General features: G+C 63.9%; 15 protein-coding genes and 1 tRNA gene. 4 read left to right on the forward strand and 12 right to left on the reverse strand.

The annotated features are described in order from the left end of the window. Positions 1 to 33 precede the first annotated feature (33 nt). The 6 genes from OWC48_RS31330 to OWC48_RS31355 form a co-directional block, all read right to left on the reverse strand. Positions 34 to 438 (reverse strand): GFA family protein, encoded by a 405-nt coding sequence (locus tag OWC48_RS31330; protein ID WP_282523446.1) that lies wholly within the window; start codon positions 436 to 438, stop codon positions 34 to 36. Between the two features lie 70 nt (positions 439 to 508). After that, positions 509 to 2,932 carry an endopeptidase La gene (lon, locus tag OWC48_RS31335; protein ID WP_282523447.1) on the reverse strand — a complete coding sequence of 808 codons (2,424 nt, stop codon included), beginning with the start codon at positions 2,930 to 2,932 and terminating at the stop codon, positions 509 to 511. 324 nt (positions 2,933 to 3,256) lie between these two features. After that, positions 3,257 to 4,528: an ATP-dependent Clp protease ATP-binding subunit ClpX gene (gene clpX / locus OWC48_RS31340; RefSeq protein WP_014494834.1), complete on the reverse strand. Its 1,272-nt coding sequence runs from the start codon at positions 4,526 to 4,528 to the stop codon at positions 3,257 to 3,259. Positions 4,529 to 4,989: 461 nt separating this feature from the next. Continuing rightward, on the reverse strand, positions 4,990 to 5,622 hold the full coding sequence (locus tag OWC48_RS31345; RefSeq protein WP_282523448.1) for an ATP-dependent Clp protease proteolytic subunit: 633 nt from the start codon (positions 5,620 to 5,622) through the stop codon (positions 4,990 to 4,992). Between the two features lie 303 nt (positions 5,623 to 5,925). After that, positions 5,926 to 7,287, reverse strand: a complete 1,362-nt coding sequence (gene tig / locus OWC48_RS31350) for a trigger factor (RefSeq protein WP_282523449.1) — start codon at positions 7,285 to 7,287, stop codon at positions 5,926 to 5,928. Between the two features lie 174 nt (positions 7,288 to 7,461). Next, a tRNA-Leu gene (locus OWC48_RS31355) sits at positions 7,462 to 7,546 on the reverse strand. A 154-nt stretch (positions 7,547 to 7,700) separates the two neighbouring features. Between OWC48_RS31355 and OWC48_RS31360 the strand changes: the two genes are divergently transcribed. Next, positions 7,701 to 9,029 carry a multicopper oxidase family protein gene (locus OWC48_RS31360; RefSeq protein WP_282523450.1) on the forward strand — a complete coding sequence of 443 codons (1,329 nt, stop codon included), beginning with the start codon at positions 7,701 to 7,703 and terminating at the stop codon, positions 9,027 to 9,029. A gap of 128 nt (positions 9,030 to 9,157) precedes the next feature. Here the strand turns inward: OWC48_RS31360 and OWC48_RS31365 are convergent, their stop codons facing one another. Further along, positions 9,158 to 10,657, reverse strand: coding sequence for an NAD(P)H-hydrate dehydratase (locus OWC48_RS31365; RefSeq protein WP_282523451.1), 1,500 nt, complete (start codon positions 10,655 to 10,657; stop codon positions 9,158 to 9,160). Positions 10,658 to 11,040: 383 nt separating this feature from the next. Between OWC48_RS31365 and OWC48_RS31370 the strand changes: the two genes are divergently transcribed. Both OWC48_RS31370 and glnA read left to right on the forward strand, forming a co-directional pair. Next, on the forward strand, positions 11,041 to 11,379 hold the full coding sequence (locus tag OWC48_RS31370) for a P-II family nitrogen regulator (protein WP_007603495.1): 339 nt from the start codon (positions 11,041 to 11,043) through the stop codon (positions 11,377 to 11,379). A gap of 152 nt (positions 11,380 to 11,531) precedes the next feature. After that, positions 11,532 to 12,941 carry a type I glutamate--ammonia ligase gene (gene glnA / locus OWC48_RS31375; RefSeq protein WP_254120141.1) on the forward strand — a complete coding sequence of 470 codons (1,410 nt, stop codon included), beginning with the start codon at positions 11,532 to 11,534 and terminating at the stop codon, positions 12,939 to 12,941. Between the two features lie 113 nt (positions 12,942 to 13,054). On the opposite strand, the gene OWC48_RS31380 is transcribed toward glnA, so the two are convergent. The 4 genes from OWC48_RS31380 to OWC48_RS31395 form a co-directional block, all read right to left on the reverse strand. After that, a complete protein-coding gene (locus OWC48_RS31380) occupies positions 13,055 to 14,191 on the reverse strand; it encodes an asparaginase (RefSeq protein WP_282523452.1) in 1,137 nt (378 codons plus the stop codon). Between the two features lie 75 nt (positions 14,192 to 14,266). Further along, positions 14,267 to 15,034 (reverse strand): slipin family protein, encoded by a 768-nt coding sequence (locus tag OWC48_RS31385; protein ID WP_282523453.1) that lies wholly within the window; start codon positions 15,032 to 15,034, stop codon positions 14,267 to 14,269. Continuing rightward, a complete protein-coding gene (locus OWC48_RS31390; protein ID WP_282523454.1) occupies positions 15,031 to 16,446 on the reverse strand; it encodes a nodulation protein NfeD in 1,416 nt (471 codons plus the stop codon). The genes OWC48_RS31385 and OWC48_RS31390 overlap by 4 nt, the downstream gene beginning before the upstream one ends. 172 nt (positions 16,447 to 16,618) lie before the next feature. Then, entirely contained in the window at positions 16,619 to 16,876 is a 258-nt protein-coding gene (locus OWC48_RS31395; RefSeq protein ID WP_282523455.1) for a tautomerase family protein, read from the reverse strand. Positions 16,877 to 17,026: 150 nt separating this feature from the next. Here OWC48_RS31395 and OWC48_RS31400 point away from each other — a divergent pair, with 150 nt between their 5' ends. Next, positions 17,027 to 18,004 carry a GlxA family transcriptional regulator gene (locus OWC48_RS31400; RefSeq protein ID WP_282523456.1) on the forward strand — a complete coding sequence of 326 codons (978 nt, stop codon included), beginning with the start codon at positions 17,027 to 17,029 and terminating at the stop codon, positions 18,002 to 18,004. Between the two features lie 50 nt (positions 18,005 to 18,054). Here the strand turns inward: OWC48_RS31400 and OWC48_RS31405 are convergent, their stop codons facing one another. After that, positions 18,055 to 18,828, reverse strand: coding sequence for a gamma-glutamyl-gamma-aminobutyrate hydrolase family protein (locus OWC48_RS31405; RefSeq protein ID WP_282523457.1), 774 nt, complete (start codon positions 18,826 to 18,828; stop codon positions 18,055 to 18,057). Positions 18,829 to 18,903 lie beyond the last annotated feature (75 nt).

An 18,903-nucleotide genomic window follows, 5' to 3' on the forward strand; every position in this document is an offset into this window, starting at 1 on the left:
TTTTTGCGGCGAGCTTCGGCTTGCCAAGCCAGCCTAATCCCCCGGCCTCCCCGGCAGCAGCGGCACCGCGTCGATCCACACCGCCGCCGACTGGCACCAGATCTGCCTGACGGGACGCAATTTGTCGCGCTGGCGGATTGAGCCCCAGCGGATGCCCCAATCGTCGGCCTGGTCGCCCTCGCCGCTGGTGAACAGCGGGGAACCGCAGTCGGAGCAGAAGTGCTGGAAGCGCATCCGGCCGTTGTCGCCGCGCTTGCCGTAGACTTTTGGCGTACCGCTGATCACGTGCACGTCCGCCTTGGTGCAGATCGCGGTCACCCGGAACGGCGATCCCGTCAGGGTCTGGCAGTCCCGGCAATGGCAGACCGACACCGTCTCGGGGTCGATCTCAGCCTCAAAGGTGACCTGCCCGCAATGGCATTGCCCGTCGATCTGCATCGCCCTGATCCCCTGCGCCCCAAACAAAAACGGCGCCCGAAGGCGCCGTTTTATCATCTTTCGCTGAACCTTAGTGAGCGGTCAGTCCGCCGGCGGCCTCGTCCCCGTCCGGCTTCACCGTCACCTTGGTATCCTCTTCCCAGACGATCGGCACCGGCTTCTTCACCAAGGCCTTGGCGACGACGTCGTCCAGACGCGACACCGGGATGATCTCCATGCCGCCCTTGATCGCATCGGAAATCTCCGTGAGATCCTTGGCGTTGTCCTCGGGGATCAGCACCGTCTTGATGCCGCCGCGGGCAGCGGCCAGCAGCTTCTCCTTGAGGCCGCCGATCGGCAGCACGCGGCCGCGCAGCGTGATCTCGCCGGTCATCGCGACATCGTGGCGGACCGGAATGCCGGTCATGACCGAGATGATCGCGGTGGCCATCGCCACACCCGCCGACGGACCGTCCTTCGGCGTCGCGCCTTCCGGCACGTGCACGTGTATGTCGCGCCGGTCGAACAGCGGCGGCTCGATGCCGTAGACGATCGCACGCGAGCGCACGTAGGACGCCGCCGCCGAGATCGATTCCTTCATCACGTCGCGCAGATTGCCCGTGACCGTCATCTTGCCCTTGCCGGGCATCATGACGCCTTCGATCGTCAACAGCTCACCGCCGACATCGGTCCAGGCAAGGCCCGTGACGATACCGACCTGCGGCTCGCTCTCGATCTCGCCGAAGCGGTACTTCGGCACGCCGAGCAACTCTTCCAGAGTCTTCTCGGTGACCTTGACCGACTTCTTCTTGGAGATCATCAGCTCCTTCACCGCCTTGCGGGCGAGTGTGGAGAGCTCACGCTCCAGATTACGCACGCCCGCTTCGCGGGTGTAGCGGCGGATCAACAGCAGCAGCGCGTCGTCGTCGATCGAGAACTCCTTGGAGTCCAGGCCGTGCTTGGACACCGCGTTCGGGATCAGATGCTTGCGTGCGATCTCGACCTTCTCGTTCTCGGTGTAGCCCGCGATCCGGATGATCTCCATGCGGTCCATCAGCGGTCCCGGAATATTGAGCGTATTCGCGGTCGTGATGAACATCACGTTGGACAGATCGTAGTCGACCTCGAGGTAGTGGTCGTTGAAGGTCCCGTTCTGCTCGGGGTCGAGGACCTCGAGCAGCGCCGAAGACGGATCGCCGCGGAAATCGGCGCCCATCTTGTCGATCTCGTCCAGCAGGAACAGCGGATTGGACGACTTCGCCTTCCGCATCGACTGGATGATCTTGCCGGGCATCGAGCCGATATAGGTGCGGCGGTGACCGCGGATCTCGGCCTCGTCGCGCACGCCGCCGAGCGAGACGCGCACGAATTCGCGCCCGGTCGCCTTCGCGATCGACTTGCCGAGCGAGGTCTTGCCGACGCCGGGAGGTCCGACGAGGCACAGGATCGGGCCCGTCAGCTTGTTGGCGCGCGACTGCACCGCGAGATACTCGACGATACGGTCCTTGACCTTCTCCAGCCCGTAGTGATCGGCATCCAGAACCGACTGCGCGGCTTCCAGATCCTTCTTCACCTTGGACTTCTTGTTCCACGGGATCGACAGCAGCCAATCCAGATAGTTGCGCACGACGGTCGCTTCCGCGGACATCGGCGACATCTGGCGCAGCTTCTTCAATTCGTGCTGCGCCTTCTCGCGCGCTTCCTTGGAGAGCTTGGTCTTGGAGATCTTCTCTTCGAGATCGGCGAGCTCGTCGCGACCGTCGTCGTCGCCGAGCTCCTTCTGGATCGCCTTCATCTGCTCGTTGAGATAATACTCGCGCTGGGTCTTCTCCATCTGGCGCTTGACGCGCGAGCGGATGCGCTTCTCGACCTGCAGCACCGAGATCTCGCTCTCCATCAGGCCCAGCACCTTCTCGAGGCGCGTGGTGACGGACAGCGTCTCCAGGATGCCCTGGCGGTCCGCGATCTTGACGGCGAGATGCGAGGCAACGGTGTCGGCGAGCTTGGCGAAATCGGTGATCGCCTGCACGACGCCGACGACCTCGGCCGAGATCTTCTTGTTGAGCTTCACATAGCTCTCGAAGTCGGACACGACCGAGCGCGACAGTGCCTCCGCCTCGACCGACTTCGCATCGGTGTCGGCGAGCGCAATCGCGGTCGCTTCGTAGTACTCGCTGCGATCGGTGTATTTCTGCACGCGCGCACGCTCGAGCCCTTCGACCAGCACCTTCACGGTGCCGTCGGGAAGCTTCAAGAGCTGAAGCACGCTGGCGAGCGTACCGGTCTCGTAAATGGCGTCGGGCGCCGGATCATCGTCGGACGCGTTCTTCTGCGTCGCGAGCATGATCAGCGCGTCGTTCTTCATCACCTCTTCGAGCGCGCGGATCGACTTCTCGCGACCGACGAAGAGCGGAACGATCATGTGCGGGAAGACGACGATGTCGCGCAGCGGCAGCACGGGATAGGCGTGCGTTTCGCCATGGACGATGGTTGGCCGGGGTTTGGGATTAGTCATGGCCTTTTCCTTTTGCTTTGCCCCCTCGCACGCAGTCCGCTTCTCTCATGCGCAACCGCCACAAGGTGCCGAGGTGATCCAGAAAACCGGCCTACCATTCGAAGGTTGGACCGGGCTTGCCGGATCGGAACTGAGGCGAATCTTGAAGAGAATTCTCGCTCGCCGCCGACATTAGGTGGCTATCGACCGGGGGGGTGTCAAGTCATTGAAAGACGCGCGCCATCAGGCGCTTACGCACGCGTATAAGCGACGCAACATCGGCTGCGGAGAACCATTCCGCAGCCGCTACTGTCAAAGACGATTGGAGCGTTCCAGCGCCGCAAATCAGGCGCTGGCGTTCTCGACGGCGCGATCGGACCGATCGGCGTAGATGTAGAGCGGACGCGCCGTACCTTCCACGACTTCGCGGGAAATCACGACTTCTTCCACACCTTCCAGGCCCGGCAGGTCGAACATGGTCTCGAGCAGGATCGCCTCGAGGATCGAACGCAGACCACGCGCGCCGGTCTTGCGCTCGATCGCCTTGCGGGCGACCGCGCCAAGCGCCTCGTCGGCGAAGGTCAGCTCGATGTTCTCCATCTCGAACAGCCGCTGGTACTGTTTCACCAGCGCGTTCTTCGGCTCGGTCAGGATCTTCTTCAGCGAGGTCTCGTCCAGATCCTCGAGCGTCGCCACGACCGGCAGACGGCCGACGAATTCGGGGATGAGACCGTACTTCAGGAGGTCCTCAGGCTCGACGTGACGGAAGATCTCGCCGGTACGGCGATCCTCCGGCGCGAGCACCTGGGCGGCGAAGCCGATCGAGGTCGACCGCCCGCGCGCCGAGATGATCTTCTCGAGGCCGGCGAACGCACCGCCGCAGATGAACAGGATGTTGGTGGTATCCACCTGCAGGAACTCCTGCTGCGGATGCTTGCGGCCACCCTGCGGCGGGACCGAGGCCACCGTGCCTTCCATGATCTTCAGCAGCGCCTGCTGCACGCCCTCACCCGACACGTCGCGCGTGATCGAGGGATTGTCGGACTTGCGGCTGATCTTGTCGATTTCGTCGATGTAGACGATGCCGCGCTGGGCGCGCTCGACATTGTAGTCGGCGGCCTGGAGCAGCTTCAGGATGATGTTCTCGACGTCCTCGCCGACATAGCCGGCTTCGGTCAGCGTCGTTGCATCGGCCATCGTGAACGGCACGTCCAGGATGCGGGCGAGCGTCTGCGCGAGCAGCGTCTTGCCCGAACCGGTCGGACCGATCAGCAGGATGTTCGACTTCGCGAGCTCGACGTCGTTGTGCTTGGTCTGGTGGTTGAGGCGCTTGTAGTGATTGTGCACCGCGACCGACAGGACCTTCTTCGCATGGCTCTGGCCGATGACGTAATCGTCCAGGACCTTGCAGATTTCCTTCGGCGTCGGAATGCCGTCGCGCGACTTCACGAGCGAGGATTTGTTCTCCTCGCGGATGATGTCCATGCAGAGCTCAACGCACTCGTCGCAGATGAAGACCGTGGGACCCGCGATCAGTTTGCGGACTTCGTGCTGGCTCTTGCCGCAGAACGAGCAATACAGTGTGTTCTTGGAGTCGCTCGTACCGACCTTACTCATTCATGTCTCCGTCCGCGGTTCGATCCCGCTCCGCTCGATCGCTCCATTCCGGCACGCAGGCCGTATGAAGTTCAAATAGAGCAAATTCCGTACCAAAAAAGACCCTACGCGTTACATCCCGTGCGAATCACGGTCACTCGATTCTCCGCGATCATAGCCGATCAATCGTAGCCAACCATGCTGTCACCCGACTATCAAGAATTCGCTAATCGAGGGGGCGCTGGCTACCCGTGACAATACCGTGATTTCACGTCTTGGCACGGACGAAGTGATCGAAATCGCCCCGGAGTTGCTGGATTGCCACGAAAAACAAGCACGAAAGCGGAACTTTCTGCCTGTCGCGGGGCGCAAGACTGCTTTTTGCGCCCCTGCGTAGTACGCCGTTAACGTCAACGTCGCCCTGACGATCCCGGGAAATCCCCAAAGGTATTCCAGGGATCGATTTTGCAGCCGCGTTCGCGCTACTGCGGCTTCGCCGCCGGCTCCTCGGAGCGCTTGTCGATAACCTTGTCGACCAGGCCGAAGTCCCTCGCGTCGTTGGCCGTGAGGAACTTGTCGCGTTCCAGCGCGTCCTCGATCGTCTTGTAGGTCTGACCGGTGTGCTTCACGTAGATCTCGTTGAGCCGCTTCTTCAGGTTCAGGATTTCCTGCGCGTGCAGCATGATGTCGGTTGCCTGGCCCTGGAAGCCGCCGGAGGGCTGATGCACCATGATGCGCGCGTTCGGCAGCGAGAAGCGCATGTCCTTCTCGCCGGCGGCGAGCAGCAGCGAGCCCATCGAGGCGGCCTGGCCCGTGCACAGCGTCGAGACCGGCGGGCGGATGAACTGCATGGTGTCGTAGATCGCGAGGCCCGACGTCACCACGCCGCCCGGCGAGTTGATGTACATCGAGATTTCCTTCTTCGGATTTTCCGCTTCAAGGAACAGGAGCTGCGCGACCACCAGCGTCGACATGCCGTCCTCGACCGGACCGGTCAGGAAAATGATGCGCTCCTTCAACAGGCGCGAGAAGATATCGTAGGCGCGCTCGCCACGGTTGGTCTGCTCGACCACCATGGGCACGAGGTTCATGTAGGTTTCAACCGGATCGCGCATGAGTCACCTAGGGTTTTAGGAGGCGGACATTGCCAGTCTTGGCTGCCAGCTTGGCTGGGTTTGCCGGAAGGCCGATGGACGCCAGTGATGCAGGAAGTGGGTAGAGGTAGAACGCTTGGTATAAGACTTGGGTACAGGGCGTACCGACAGATATAGCCCAATTCGCGCCAGACAAGTGCGGAGCGAATTAAGGCTTAATCCACGGGGCACTTGAAGCTGATTCTCGCAAACAGGCCCAGCCAGCCAGATGGCTAGCCGGGCCCCTTCGCTGATCATCCTTAATGGAAGGCTTTTTCAAAGCCTTCAGGCCGCGGTCTTTTCCGCGTCCTCGTCCTTGTACAGGTCCTCGCGCGAGACCTTCTTCTCGGTCACGTTGGCGAGCTCGAGGATGAAGTCGACGACCTTGTCCTCGTAGATCGGTGCACGAAGCTGGGCCAGGGCCTGGGCGTTGTTGCGGTAATAGTCCCAGACTTCCTTCTCGCGGCCCGGCATCGAGCGCGCGCGCTCGATCACGGCGCGGCCGACCTCGTCGTCGGTCACGGTGATCTTGTTCTTCTCGCCGATCTCGGACAGCACGAGGCCGAGCCGCACGCGGCGGTCGGCGATCTTGCGGTACTCGTCCTTGGCCTTGTCTTCGGTGGTATCCTCGTCCGCGAAGGTCTTGCCGGCCGAATCCATCTCGGCCTTGACCGAGTTCCACATCAGATTGAACTCCTCGTCGACGAGCGACGGCGGCGCTTCGAAGCGATGCGCCTCGTCGAGGCGGTCGAGCAGCGCACGCTTGACGCGCTGGCGCGTCGCGCCGGCGAACTCGGCAGCCAGACGCTCGCGCGCGGCTTCCTTCAGCTTGTCCAGCGATTCGAGGCCAAGCGTCTTGGCGAACTCGTCGTCGATCGCGACGTCCTGCGGCGCCTCGATCGAGGTCGCGGTGGTCTCGAACTCGGCCGGCTGGCCGGCGAGCTTGTCGTTCATGTAGTTCTTGGGGAACGACACCTTCAGCGTGCGCGTCTCGTCCGCGCCGATGCCGGTGAGCTGCTCCTCGAAGCCGGGGATGAAGGTATTGGAACCGATCACGACCTGGATGCCCTCGCCGGTGCCGCCCTCGAAGACTTCGCCGTTGATGGTGCCCTTGAAGCTGATGGTGACGCGGTCGCCCGACTCGGCCTTGGCACCCTCGGCCTTGGCTGCATAGCCGCGGTTGGTGTCGGCGATGCGCTTGATGGCTTCGTCGACGTCGGTGTCGGACACGTCAGCGACGGGCTTCTCGACCTGGAAGGACTTGAAGTCGGCGAGCGCAATCGCGGGCACCACTTCGATCGCGACCGTGTAGGTCAGATCGGTCTTGCCGTTCAGCAGCTCCTCGACCTCGGCCTGCTCGCTCGGCATGGTGATCTTCGGCTCGGTCGCAAGCTTGAAGCCACGGTCCGAGAACAGCTGCGTGTTGGTGTCGCGGATGGTCTGGTCGATGGTCTCGGCCATCACCGAACGGCCATAGACCTTCTTCAGGTGAGCGACCGGCACCTTGCCGGGACGGAAGCCGTTGATGCGGACCTTGTCCTTGAGATCGACGAGTTTGGCACCGGCCTTGGCGTCGAGATCAGACGCGGGAACGCTGATCTTGAACTCGTGCTTCAAACCTTCCGAGAGGGTTTCTGTGACCTGCATGGCGTCCAATCTTCTTCTCGCTCGGTCCCGGCACGCATGCGTCGGGACGCTGTCATTAATCGAACCGGCGCGAGGCAAGACGCCTCAACGCCGGTGGTTCATCGGACCACTTCCGCCGGAAACACTCCGTGAGGAAGCAGCCCTTCGGTAATCCGTGCAAACGCTGAAAGCGCTTGGTGCGGGCGGAGGGACTCGAACCCCCACAACTTTCGTCACTGGAACCTAAATCCAGCGCGTCTACCAGTTCCGCCACGCCCGCGTGAATTTGCATCAAGACCGGCCGCGATGCCGCGGGCGGCCGGGCTTATAGCATGTGCCTGACTGTTCGCAGCAAAAAAATGGCCCGATAGAGACAGGCTTTAAGTAGGCGCGACGGCTGGACTTATCCAGCGCTTCATGGTCCGCATCGAGCCATGAAAACGCGGATCTTTGACCCGACCCGGCGCGAGGTTTTGGCCGGACTTGGAGCCGGACTTGGAGCCGGAATTGGAGCCTCCGCGGCCGGGCTGATCGCCGGCGGTGCGGCCCCCGCTGTCACCGCCCAGCTCACCCTGCAGGCAAGGCCGGCAACCCTGGCGCTCAGGCCGGGTCAGCCGGCGACACCGATCTGGGAGCTGGCCGCCGTAAGCCACATCGGGAACGTCCGTCTCAAGCGAGGCGACCGCTGCGAGGTTGTGTTTCGGAACGACCTGCCTGTCCCGCTTGCGCCAGTCTGGTACGGCCTGAACGGCCCGGCCGCGGCCGACCCGTTGCGAGGGCGTGCGCCGACCGCGCCGGATGTGACTGAAACCTCAATTGTTTCAATATCAAATGCAGGAACTTTGGCAGCCGACTTCCGCCTCTTCGAAGACGGTCTGAAGCTGCCCGCGCGCCCGCTTCCGATCATCGCCGGCGAGACGAATCGCGTCGCCGTCGACCGCGACGAGGTCTTGTTGATCGAGGAATGGCGGCTGCGGCCGGATGGGACCGCGCTTCCGCCCGGCCGCGCGCCCGAGAACACGACACCGCTCTTTACCCTCAATGGCCGGACTTCATTCGAACTCTCAGCCGCGGCCGGCGAGCGGCTGCGGCTGCGCTTTATCAACGGCTCGCGACGTTCTGTTCTGGCGATCAAATTGGAAGGCCACGAGGTCCAGGTGATGGCCCTGGACGGACAGCCGGCCGAGCCGTTCCCGGCGCGCAACGGCGCCCTGGTGCTCGCCCCCGGCGCGCGCGCCGACGCCTTCGTGGATGCGGCCAAATCGGCCCCACTCCTGTTGCATGACGGCAAAGAGGCGCGCCAGGTCGGGAGCCTCGCAATATCAGGCAAGCTCGAGCGGCGCGCGCCGCTGCTGCCGCCACAGCCGCTCCCCCTGAACGACCTCCCCGAGAAGCTCGACCTCAAAGGCGCCCTGCGGTTCGATGTCGCGCTCGGCGCGCCCGAGGCCGGCTGGACACGGCCCGCAAACTTCTCCGTCTCCTCCAATCCGGCCTTCCGCGCCAGGACCGGCCGCACCGTCGTGCTGGCCCTCAAGAACCCCGGACCGGTCACAACCGTGTTTCACCTGCACGGCCATCATTTCCGCCTGCTCGACAAGCTCGACGACGGCTGGAAGCCCTACTGGCTCGACACGCTCGCAATCGAGCCCGGCCAGACCCAGCGCATCGCGTTCGCGGCGACCTCACCCGGCCCCTGGCTGATCGAATCCGTCGTGACCGATTGGGCCGCACCGCGGCTGGTGCGCTGGTACGCGGTGGAGTGAGGGCACCGGCTTTGTAGGGTGGGCAAAGGCGCTCTTCGCGCCGTGCCCACCATTTCTTTCCTGATGTCGATAGGACGGTGGGCACGCTTCGCTTTGCCCACCCTACTTCGCGCAGGTGGCGGACGAGCTCAGTACTCCACCCCGAGCGCATTATAGATCCGCCGGTGCACGGCCGGCAGCGTCTCGGTGAGATCCTCCGCGATCAGCCCCGGGCCCGCCTCGCTTCCCGCCTCGCCATGCATCCAGACGCCGATGCTGGCGGCCTCGAAGGCCGGCACGCCCTGCGCCAGAAGTCCTGCGATGATGCCGGCGAGCACGTCGCCGGCGCCGGCGGTGGCGAGCCAGGGGGGCGCGTTGGCGGCGATGGTCGCGCGGCCGTCGGGGGCGGCGATCGTCGTGTCCGGCCCCTTCAGCAGCACGACCGCACCGCAGCGCTCGGCGGCGGCACGGACGCGCTCCAGCTTCGAGCGGCCCGGATGTTTATTGCTGAGGTCGGAGAACAGGCGCGGAAATTCACCCTCGTGCGGCGTCAGCACCACCGCACTGTCCTGCGAGGACTTGATCGATTCGAACAGCCGCTCGGGATTTGCCGCAAAGCTCGTCAGCGCATCCGCGTCCAGCACCAGATGCCGCTGCGCGTGAAGCGCGGTGTGGACCAGATCGCAGGTGCGATCGCCGACGCCCGCGCCGGGGCCGATCAGGCAGGTGTTGTAGTGCTTGTCGCCGAGCAGTTCGCCGAACTCGATCGCGGTGTCGACGGGACGCACCATCACCGCAGTCAGCGCGCTGGCATTGATCGCAAGCGCATCGCGCGGGCTCGCCAGCGTCACGAGGCCCGCCCCGGCCCGCAACGCGCCACGGGCAGCGAGCCGCGCCGCGCCGGTCGCGGCGGCATCGCCCGAGACCGCCAGCACGTGGCCCCGTGCGTATTTATGGCCGTCGATGCGCGGCACCGGAAAGGCGGTGCCCCAGAAATCCGGATCGTTCTCGAAGGTCCGCGGCGCGATCTCGTCCAGCACCTGCGCGTCGATGCCGATGTCGGCAACGCGCACGTGGCCGCAATGCATCCGGCCGGGCAGCAGCAAATGCGCCGGCTTCTTGCGGAAGAAGGTGACGGTCTCGGTGGCGTTCACCGCCGCGCCCATCACGGCTGCGCTGGTGCCGTTGATGCCGCTCGGCAGGTCGACCGCGAGCACCAGGGCGCCGTTGGCGTTGATCGCTTCGATCATCGCATGCGCCTCGCCGTCGACCGGGCGACTGAGGCCCGCGCCGAACAGCGCATCGATGATCAGCGCGGGTCTTCCGATCGCCTGCGGATTGAACGGCAGCACCGGGTGCTTCCAGCCGCGCGCCGCGGAGGCCGCGTCACCCTGGAGCTGGTCGCGCTCGCACATCAGGATCACCGAGACGTCGCGGCCTTGCGCGGCGAGCTCGGCGGCTGCGACAAAACCGTCGCCGCCATTGTTGCCGGGACCGGCCACGATCAGGATCGGCCCCTCCTCCACCAGCGCATTGGCGGCCTCCGCGACCGCCTGTCCCGCGCTGAGCATCAGCTTGAAGCCGGGCGTGCCTGCCGCAATACTGAGCTGGTCGGCACGCTGCATTTCAGCGTTGGTCAGAACTTCCATGCCACTTCCCTGGTCCAAACGCCTTTTCAACAGGCACGTTCCGTACCGACCCATCCGGCAGAACAGCGATTTGCACAGATATTGAACTGATTGCCTATTTCGTAGTCTGGGGTATTTTGTGCCAGTCGGCTCCACCTATCAGAGATGCACGTTAAAAGGCTGATAACGCTCCAATAATCAGGGCATTTGCAACTTGGCATAGACCCTGCTTTCGAGGAAGCCGCTTCGGTTCGTCGTGCTCACTGGCATTCTATCAGGGTGTGGCCGGCCGTTGTTGCCGGGCTGGTCAGGTATCCCGGCATAGCGAAGACAAGATCGTGCGTTAAGAAAAGCGCATCCTGACGAAGACGTTGCTATTTGATCGAAAGGCCGGGAGGCGCGCAGTGAAGAAAATCGAAGCCATCATCAAGCCATTCAAGCTCGACGAGGTGAAGGAAGCGCTTCAGGAAGTCGGCCTTCAAGGCATCACGGTGACCGAGGCCAAGGGCTTTGGCCGGCAGAAGGGTCACGCCGAGCTTTACCGCGGCGCAGAATACATCGTCGACTTCCTGCCCAAGGTGAAGATCGAGATCGTGATCGGCGACGATCTGGTCGAGCGCGCCATCGACGCGATCCGCCGCGCCGCGCAGACCGGGCGCATCGGCGACGGCAAGATTTTCGTCTCCAATATCGAAGAGGCGATCCGCATCCGGACCGGCGAATCCGGGCTGGACGCTATCTGAGCCGGGTGCTATCCCGCATTTTGCGACACTCCGACAAGAAAAAGGCTGCTTCGGCGGCCTGATTTCGTTTGTGCGGTCGCGCGCGAACTCGCCAAAAGCGAGAACAATCCTGCTCACCTGGAAACCGACCCGCAGAGCCAAAAGGGGTATGCATGAAGACCGCCAAAGACGTCCTGAAATCGATCAAGGACAACGACGTCAAATACGTCGACCTGCGCTTCACCGATCCGCGCGGCAAGTGGCAGCATGTGACGTTCGACGTCAGCATGATCGATGACGACATTTTCGCCGAAGGGACGATGTTCGACGGCTCCTCGATCGCCGGCTGGAAGGCGATCAACGAGTCCGACATGTGCCTGATGCCGGATCCGGTGACCGCGACGATCGACCCGTTCTTCGCCGAGACCACCATGGTCATCACCTGCGACGTGCTCGAGCCGACCACCGGCGAGCCCTACAACCGCGACCCCCGCGGCATCGCCAAGAAGGCCGAGGCCATGGTGAAGTCGATGGGCGTGGGCGACAGCGTGTTCGTCGGCCCCGAAGCCGAGTTCTTCGTGTTCGACGACGTGCGCTTCTCCGCCAACCCCTACAGCACCGGCTTCCGTCTCGACTCCTCGGAGCTGCCGACCAACTCCGACACCGAATATGAGGGCGGCAATCTCGGCCACCGCGTCCGCACCAAGGGCGGCTACTTCCCGGTGCCGCCGCAGGACTCCGTGCAGGACATGCGCTCCGAAATGCTCGGCGCCATGGCCAAGATGGGCGTCAAGGTCGAGAAGCATCACCACGAAGTCGCGTCCGCCCAGCACGAGCTCGGCATGAAGTTCGACACGCTGACGCTGATGGCCGACCACATGCAGATCTACAAGTACTGCATCCACCAGGTCGCGCACATCTACGGCAAGACCGCCACCTTCATGCCGAAGCCGGTCTATGGCGACAACGGCTCGGGCATGCACGTGCACCAGTCGATCTGGAAGGACGGCAAGCCGGTGTTCGCCGGCAACAAGTACGCTGACCTGTCGGAGACCTGCCTCCACTACATCGGCGGCATCATCAAGCACGCCAAGGCGATCAACGCCTTCACCAACCCGTCGACCAACTCCTACAAGCGCCTGGTCCCGGGCTATGAGGCTCCCGTGCTGCTCGCCTACTCCGCGCGCAACCGCTCGGCCTCCTGCCGCATCCCCTACACCGCTTCGCCGAAGGCCAAGCGTGTCGAGGTGCGCTTCCCCGATCCGCTCGCCAATCCCTATCTCGGCTTCGCCGCGATGCTGATGGCCGGCCTCGACGGCATCAAGAACAAGATCGATCCGGGTCCGGCGATGGACAAGGACCTCTACGACCTGCCGAAGGAAGAGCTGAAGCAGATCCCGACCGTGTGCGGCTCGCTCCGCGAGGCGCTCGAAAACCTCGACAAGGACCGCGGCTTCCTCAAAAACGGCGGCGTGTTCGACGACGACTTCATCGACGCTTACATCGAGCTGAAGATGACCGAAGTCGCCCGCTTCGAGATGACCCCGCACCCGGTCGAGTTCGAGATGTACTATTCGGGCTAAGCAGCCCACACTCTCTACGACAGGCAAAAGGCGCTCCGCGAGGAGCGCCTTTTCGTTTCGGGAGCGCAGGCTGGGTTACCGCTACCCCACCCTGCAGGATACGACCTGCCCAATCACCACGTTGCAGTGAAGGCGCGCTGGAGCTCGGCCGGCCCTGTCACCCCGCCCGCGATGAGCAATTGGGTGAGAACACGGGCCTTCTGCGGATTGAGATCCTCGGACACGACGAACCCGTTCTTGTCGTCGTCAACCTCGACATTCCGGGTGACGAAGCCGGATCGAACCCGCGTCGAGCGGACGACGATGATGCCCTTCTTCGCCGCCGCCTCGAGCGCATCGAGGGCCTGCTTCGAGGTGTTGCCGTCGCCGACGCCGGCCAGCACGATGCCCTTGGCGCCGTGGGAAATGGCGTCCTCGATCGGAACGGCGTCCATGTTGGCATGCGAATAGACGATCTCGACGCGGGGCAATTGCTCGCCTGCCGGGAGCTGATAGGTCGCGCGCTTGACGCCTCCGGCCTGGGTCATGAAACGGATGCCGCCGGCGGTGTCGACATAGCCGATCGGGCCGTCATTGGGGGAGCTGAACGTCTCGATGCTCGTGGTGTTGGTCTTGGTGATCGAGCGGGCGCTTTGGATTTTGTCGTTCAGCACGGCCATCACGCCGCGGCCGCGAGAGCGCGGATCGGCCGCCACCTGCACCGCTTCGTATAGATTGCCGGGGCCGTCCGCACTCACCGCCGTGGCCGGACGCATCGACCCGACGATCACCACCGGCTTGTCGCCGCGCACGACATTGTCGAGAAAGAACGCGGTCTCCTCGAGCGTATCCGTGCCGTGGGTGATGAGGATTCCATCGGCTTCATTCTTGTCGAAGGCGTCCTGGATGCGGCGGGCCAGGGCAAACCAGACCTTGTCGTTCATGTCCTGGGATCCGATCGACGAAATCTGCTCGGCGTTCAGCTTCGCGAGCTTGTCCAGGCCCGGCACCGACTGCATCAACTGTTCGCCAGTGATCTGGCCGGATTTGTACGCGCCGGTCGCGCGGGCGTCGGCCTGGCCTGCGATGGTGCCTCCCGTCGCAAGCACGAGAATGCGCGGCAGGCCGGCCGCCGTCGCGTCCTTGCCCGGCTCTGCGGCCTGCGCCGTATCGATCCCCCACGACCAAAGTGCGAGGGCGACCAGCGGGACGGTGAGCATCAACGTCCGATTTCGGCGGCGGCTTGCTGGTCTGGCGGCATGCTTCGTCATCGAATTCTCCTCCCGTTTAAGTTGGGAGCAATATTCGACACCTCCATTTGGGCCGAAGATGGGTCATCCTGCCGCTTATGGCTGCGGGTTGTCGCGCCGCGGCAAAAGATGGTCGAGCAGGCCCATCGGCAGCGGAAAGACGACGGTCGAGGACCGTTCGCCCGCGATGTCGTGCAGGGCCGCGAAATAACGTAGCTGCATCGCCTGAGGCTCCTGCGCGAGAATCCGGCCGGCCTCGACGAGCTTTTCGGCAGCCTGCTGCTCGCCCATCGCATTGATCACCTTGGCCCGCCGCAACCGCTCCGCCTCGGCCTGCTTGGCAATCGCGCGCACCATGGTTTCATTGAGATCGACGTCCTTGATCTCGATGCCGGTGACCTTGATGCCCCAGACGTCGGTCTGCTTGTCGAGGATCTCCTGAATGTCCGCGTTCAACCTGTCGCGCTCGGCAAGCATCTCGTCGAGCTCGTGCTTGCCGAGCACCGAGCGCAACGTGGTCTGGGCGAGCTGGCTGGTGGCGGCCATGTAATCGCCGACCTTGATGATGGCCCGTTCGGGGTCGACGATGCGGAAGTACAGAACGGCGTTGACCTTGACGGAGACGTTGTCCCGCGAAATCACGTCCTGCGGCGGCACGACCTGCACCATCACCCGCAGGTCCACCTTCACGAGTTGCTGCACGATCGGAATGAGGATGATGAGGCCCGGGCCCTTCACGCCCGTAAAGCGGCCGAGCGTGAAGATGACGCCACGCTCGTATTCGCGCAGGATTCGAATAGCCTGGGACAGGAACATGATGACAAGCAACGCGAGCGCCGCATAGGTCAGATATTCCAGCATCATGATGTACCTCCATCGCCTGTTGGTGCGCGCCGTATCAGCAGCGTCAGGTCGACGACGTTGGCGACTTCGGCCGTCTCTCCGGGCTTGAACGTTTCGGCGCCGCGCGCCTGCCAGCGCTCACCATGGGCGAAGACATGACCTTCGTTCCCATTCCAGTCGAGAACCTCGGCGGGCAGACCTCGCATGGCCTGCGCACCGACCAGTGCAGGGGCCCTGCCGACGCGCCGAAGCGAACCGAGCACGACGAGCGCAAAGCCGGCGAACACTGCCGCAGTGATGCCGATCACCCACCACGACAGCTGGTAGCCCGGCGCCTCGCCCCTGAAGAGCATCAGCGCTCCCAGCACGAAAGCGATGATCCCTCCGAGCCCGATCACCACGGTCGGGTTGAAGGCTTCGATGGTGAGAAGCACGAGTCCAACCAACATCAGGGCGAGGCCGGCATAATTGATCGGAAGCAGATTGAGCGCATAGAGGCCGATCAGCAGGCAGATCGCGCCGACGACGCCGGGGGCGACGGCACCGGGAGACATGAACTCGAAGATCAAGCCGTAGATGCCGACCATCAGGAGAATGAACGCCACGTTCGGATCGGTGATGACCGCCAGGAAGCGGGATATCTGTCCGGGATCGATGGCTTCAACGACGGCATCCTTCGTCACCAGGCGTTGCGTCTTGCCGCCTGCAACCTCGACCACGCGACCATCGAGCTGCCTCAGCAATTCAGCCTGATCGCGCGCGACGAGATCGATGGCATGAGCCTCCAGCGCGGCGTTGGCAGAGAGCGTGGCAGCCTCACGGACCGCCTTCTCTCCCCAGTCCGCATTGCGGTTGCGCAGCTCCGCAAGGCTGCGGATGAAGGCAACCGCATCATTGGTCGCCTTGGCCGTCATCGCATCCTTGGGCTGATCCTTGAGCTGATCCTTGGACTCGCTCTGCTGGTCGCCGTCCTTCTTGTCCTTGCCGCCCTTGTCCGCTGGTCCGCTCGGAAGTCCCGGCACCGGCCCGCCAATCTGCACCGGCGTCGCGGCGCCAATATTGGTGCCCGGCGCCATCACCGCGATGTGGGTCGCATAAAGGATATAGGTCCCCGCGCTCGCCGCGTGGGCGCCGGAGGGCGCGACGTAACCGACGACAGGGATCGGCGAGGCCAGCACATCCGCGATGATCTCGCGCATGCTGGAATTGAGACCGCCGGGCGTGTTCAGTCTCAGAAGCACCACCTCGGCGCGCCGTTCGCTTGCCTTGGCCAAAGCCTCCTTCACGTAGCTGGCGGACGCAGGGCCGATGGCTCCGTCTATCGAAACGATCAATGCAAGACGGCCGTTCTCCTCCGCTGAGCTGGGAAGGAGGCAGCAGATCAAAGCCACGACGCCAATCGCCGCAACGAGGGCCGCCTTCATGGTCTGCACGGCAGGGCTCCCTTGCAGAGCATATGGTGCGCGTCTTGCGAACCTCAATGTGGCTGCGTGCAGGCCATGGTCGTGATTGTGCGATGCAATGGAAATCGCCCCGCAGATCGATTGAGCACAGGGCGGTGGCGAACCACGCCCTTGGGCTGGTCCGCCCGCGCTCGCTGCGCTGCTACGGCCGCGGGACCCGCACGCCATCCGTGCCGATCGTGCCGAACATACCGGCGATGATCTCAGGCGTCGGCTGCATGCCGCCGAGCGACCAGTGCGCCGGCTCCTGCTCCTCGATCCTGACCCAGACGTTGCGGCGGAAATCCGGGTTGCCCTGCCCTTCGACCTCGACCAGGAGATCGGTGACGCGCTCGAGCAGGGTCTTCTTTTGCGCGGCATCCAGGATGCCGCGGACGGTGGAAATGGTGACGTAAGGCATGTCTCTCTCCAATCATGTCGTGTGACGACGGCACGAGACTGGACCTGATAGCGCCGGCAAGGCAGTGGCGGATGAGACAGAGATCGGGCAATTTCCGCCACGCAGCCCCGCGCCGATCGGATAGGATCGCCGCGCTGTCCTGGAGGTCTCATGAAGCTCGCAATTCTCGCGCTTGAAGGCTGCATGCATTCGGCGATCGCCGGGATCGCCGACATCCTGTCGCTCGCCAATCACGTGATGCAGCAGAGCGGTACGAAAACGCGCTTCGCCTGGGAGGTGCTTTCGCTCGACGGCAAGCCGGTGCGCGCCGGCGGCGGCCAGATGGTCGCCGTCGATGGCGCGGTCGGCAAACGCGGTCGCTTCGACGCGATCCTCGTCCCCGGCAACCTCGTCGATCACGTCACGGCGGAACGCCTGCAACCGCAATATGCCCGCGCTGGCGCATGGCTTCGTCAGCAGCATGCGAGCGGCCGGCTGATCGGCGCGTTCTGCAGCGGCGTGTTCCTGCTTGCCGGCAGCGGCCTGCTCGACCACCGCCGCGCCACCATCACCTGGTGGCTGCAAGGCGAGCTGCGGCAGCGCCACCCTACCATCGACCTCGCTGCCGACGCCGTCATCACCGTCGCGGACCGCATCGTCTGCGCGGCCGGACCGATGTCGTGGGTCGACCTCCTGCTCAGGCTGATCGAGATGGTCGACGGCAAGGCGATTGCGAAGCTCTGTGCGGATTACGTCGTCATCGACACCGCGCAACGCACCCAGTCGATCTTCATGCCCGTCGGCTATTTGCTGTCGCAGGACCCGCTGCTGACCCGGGCCGACCTGCTGGTTCGCCGCACCGGCAAGAGCCCGATGACGGTCAAGCGCCTCGCCGATGCGCTCGGCCTCAGCGAGCGCACGCTGAACCGGAAGTTCCAGGGCCTCACGCGCGAGCCGCCGCAAGCCTTCATCATGCGTCGCCGCGTCGAGCACGCGCGCACGCTGCTGGAGACGACCGCGCAGCCGATCAAGACCATCGCACGCACGGCCGGCTATGAGGACGAGAGCAGCTTTCGCAAGGCCTTCCGCAAGCTGACCTTGATGTCGCCGCAGGCCTATCGCGCGAGACGAATGGAGCGGACGGCGTAAGCTGCGAAACCACGGCGCCGTTCAGTGGAGAGGTGCGAGCGAGCTTCTTGTCACACCGTCGCACGCTGGCGTACGACCATCGCCTCGCCGAACGCTTCGAACAGCTTGCGGTTGATCGGATTGCGCTGCGGGTCGTATTCGGCGTGCCATTGCACGCCAAGCGCGAAGGTCGGGGCTTCGGCGATGCGGATCGCCTCGATGGTGCCGTCCTCGGCGATGCCCTCGATCAGCACGCGCTTGCCGGGGTCGAGAATGCCCTGGCCGTGCAGCGAATTGACCCTGATCTTCTCGCAGCCGAGCAGCTGCGCGAAGGCGCCTCCGGGCGTGAGGTCGACGTCGTGACGGTCGGCGAACACCACGGTCGGATCGGGATGAATCTCGCCGTTCTCAAGCCGCGGCATCCGATGGTTCATGCGACCGGGGATTTCGCGGATCTCCGGATGCAGCGAGCCGCCGAAGGCGACGTTCATCTCCTGCAGGCCGCGGCAGATGCCGAACAGCGGAATACCGCGGGACACGCAGGCGACGGACAGCGCCAGTGCCACCTCGTCGCGGTGGATGTCGTAGGGCTCGTGCCGCTCGCACGGGTCGACATTGAAACGGGTCGGATGGACGTTGGCGCGGGCGCCGGTGAGCACGATCCCGTCGACCACGTCGAGCAGCGCGCCGATATCGGTGATGTCGGGCGCTCCCGCAAACATCATCGGCAAGCCGCCCGAGACCTCGGCCACGGCGCGCAAATTGCGCTCGCCGACCATCTGGACCTGAAATCGATTTTCGACGCGATGGGCGTTCCCGATCACGCCGACGACCGGCTTTCTCATCTCCCGTTCCGACCTCCCGCGTAAGAACATTCTCCAAACATGCCCTTGGGATGGAACAAATTCAACAGAAGGGAT

Source organism: Bradyrhizobium sp. Arg816, assembly GCF_029989365.1.
Classification (GTDB): domain Bacteria; phylum Pseudomonadota; class Alphaproteobacteria; order Rhizobiales; family Xanthobacteraceae; genus Bradyrhizobium.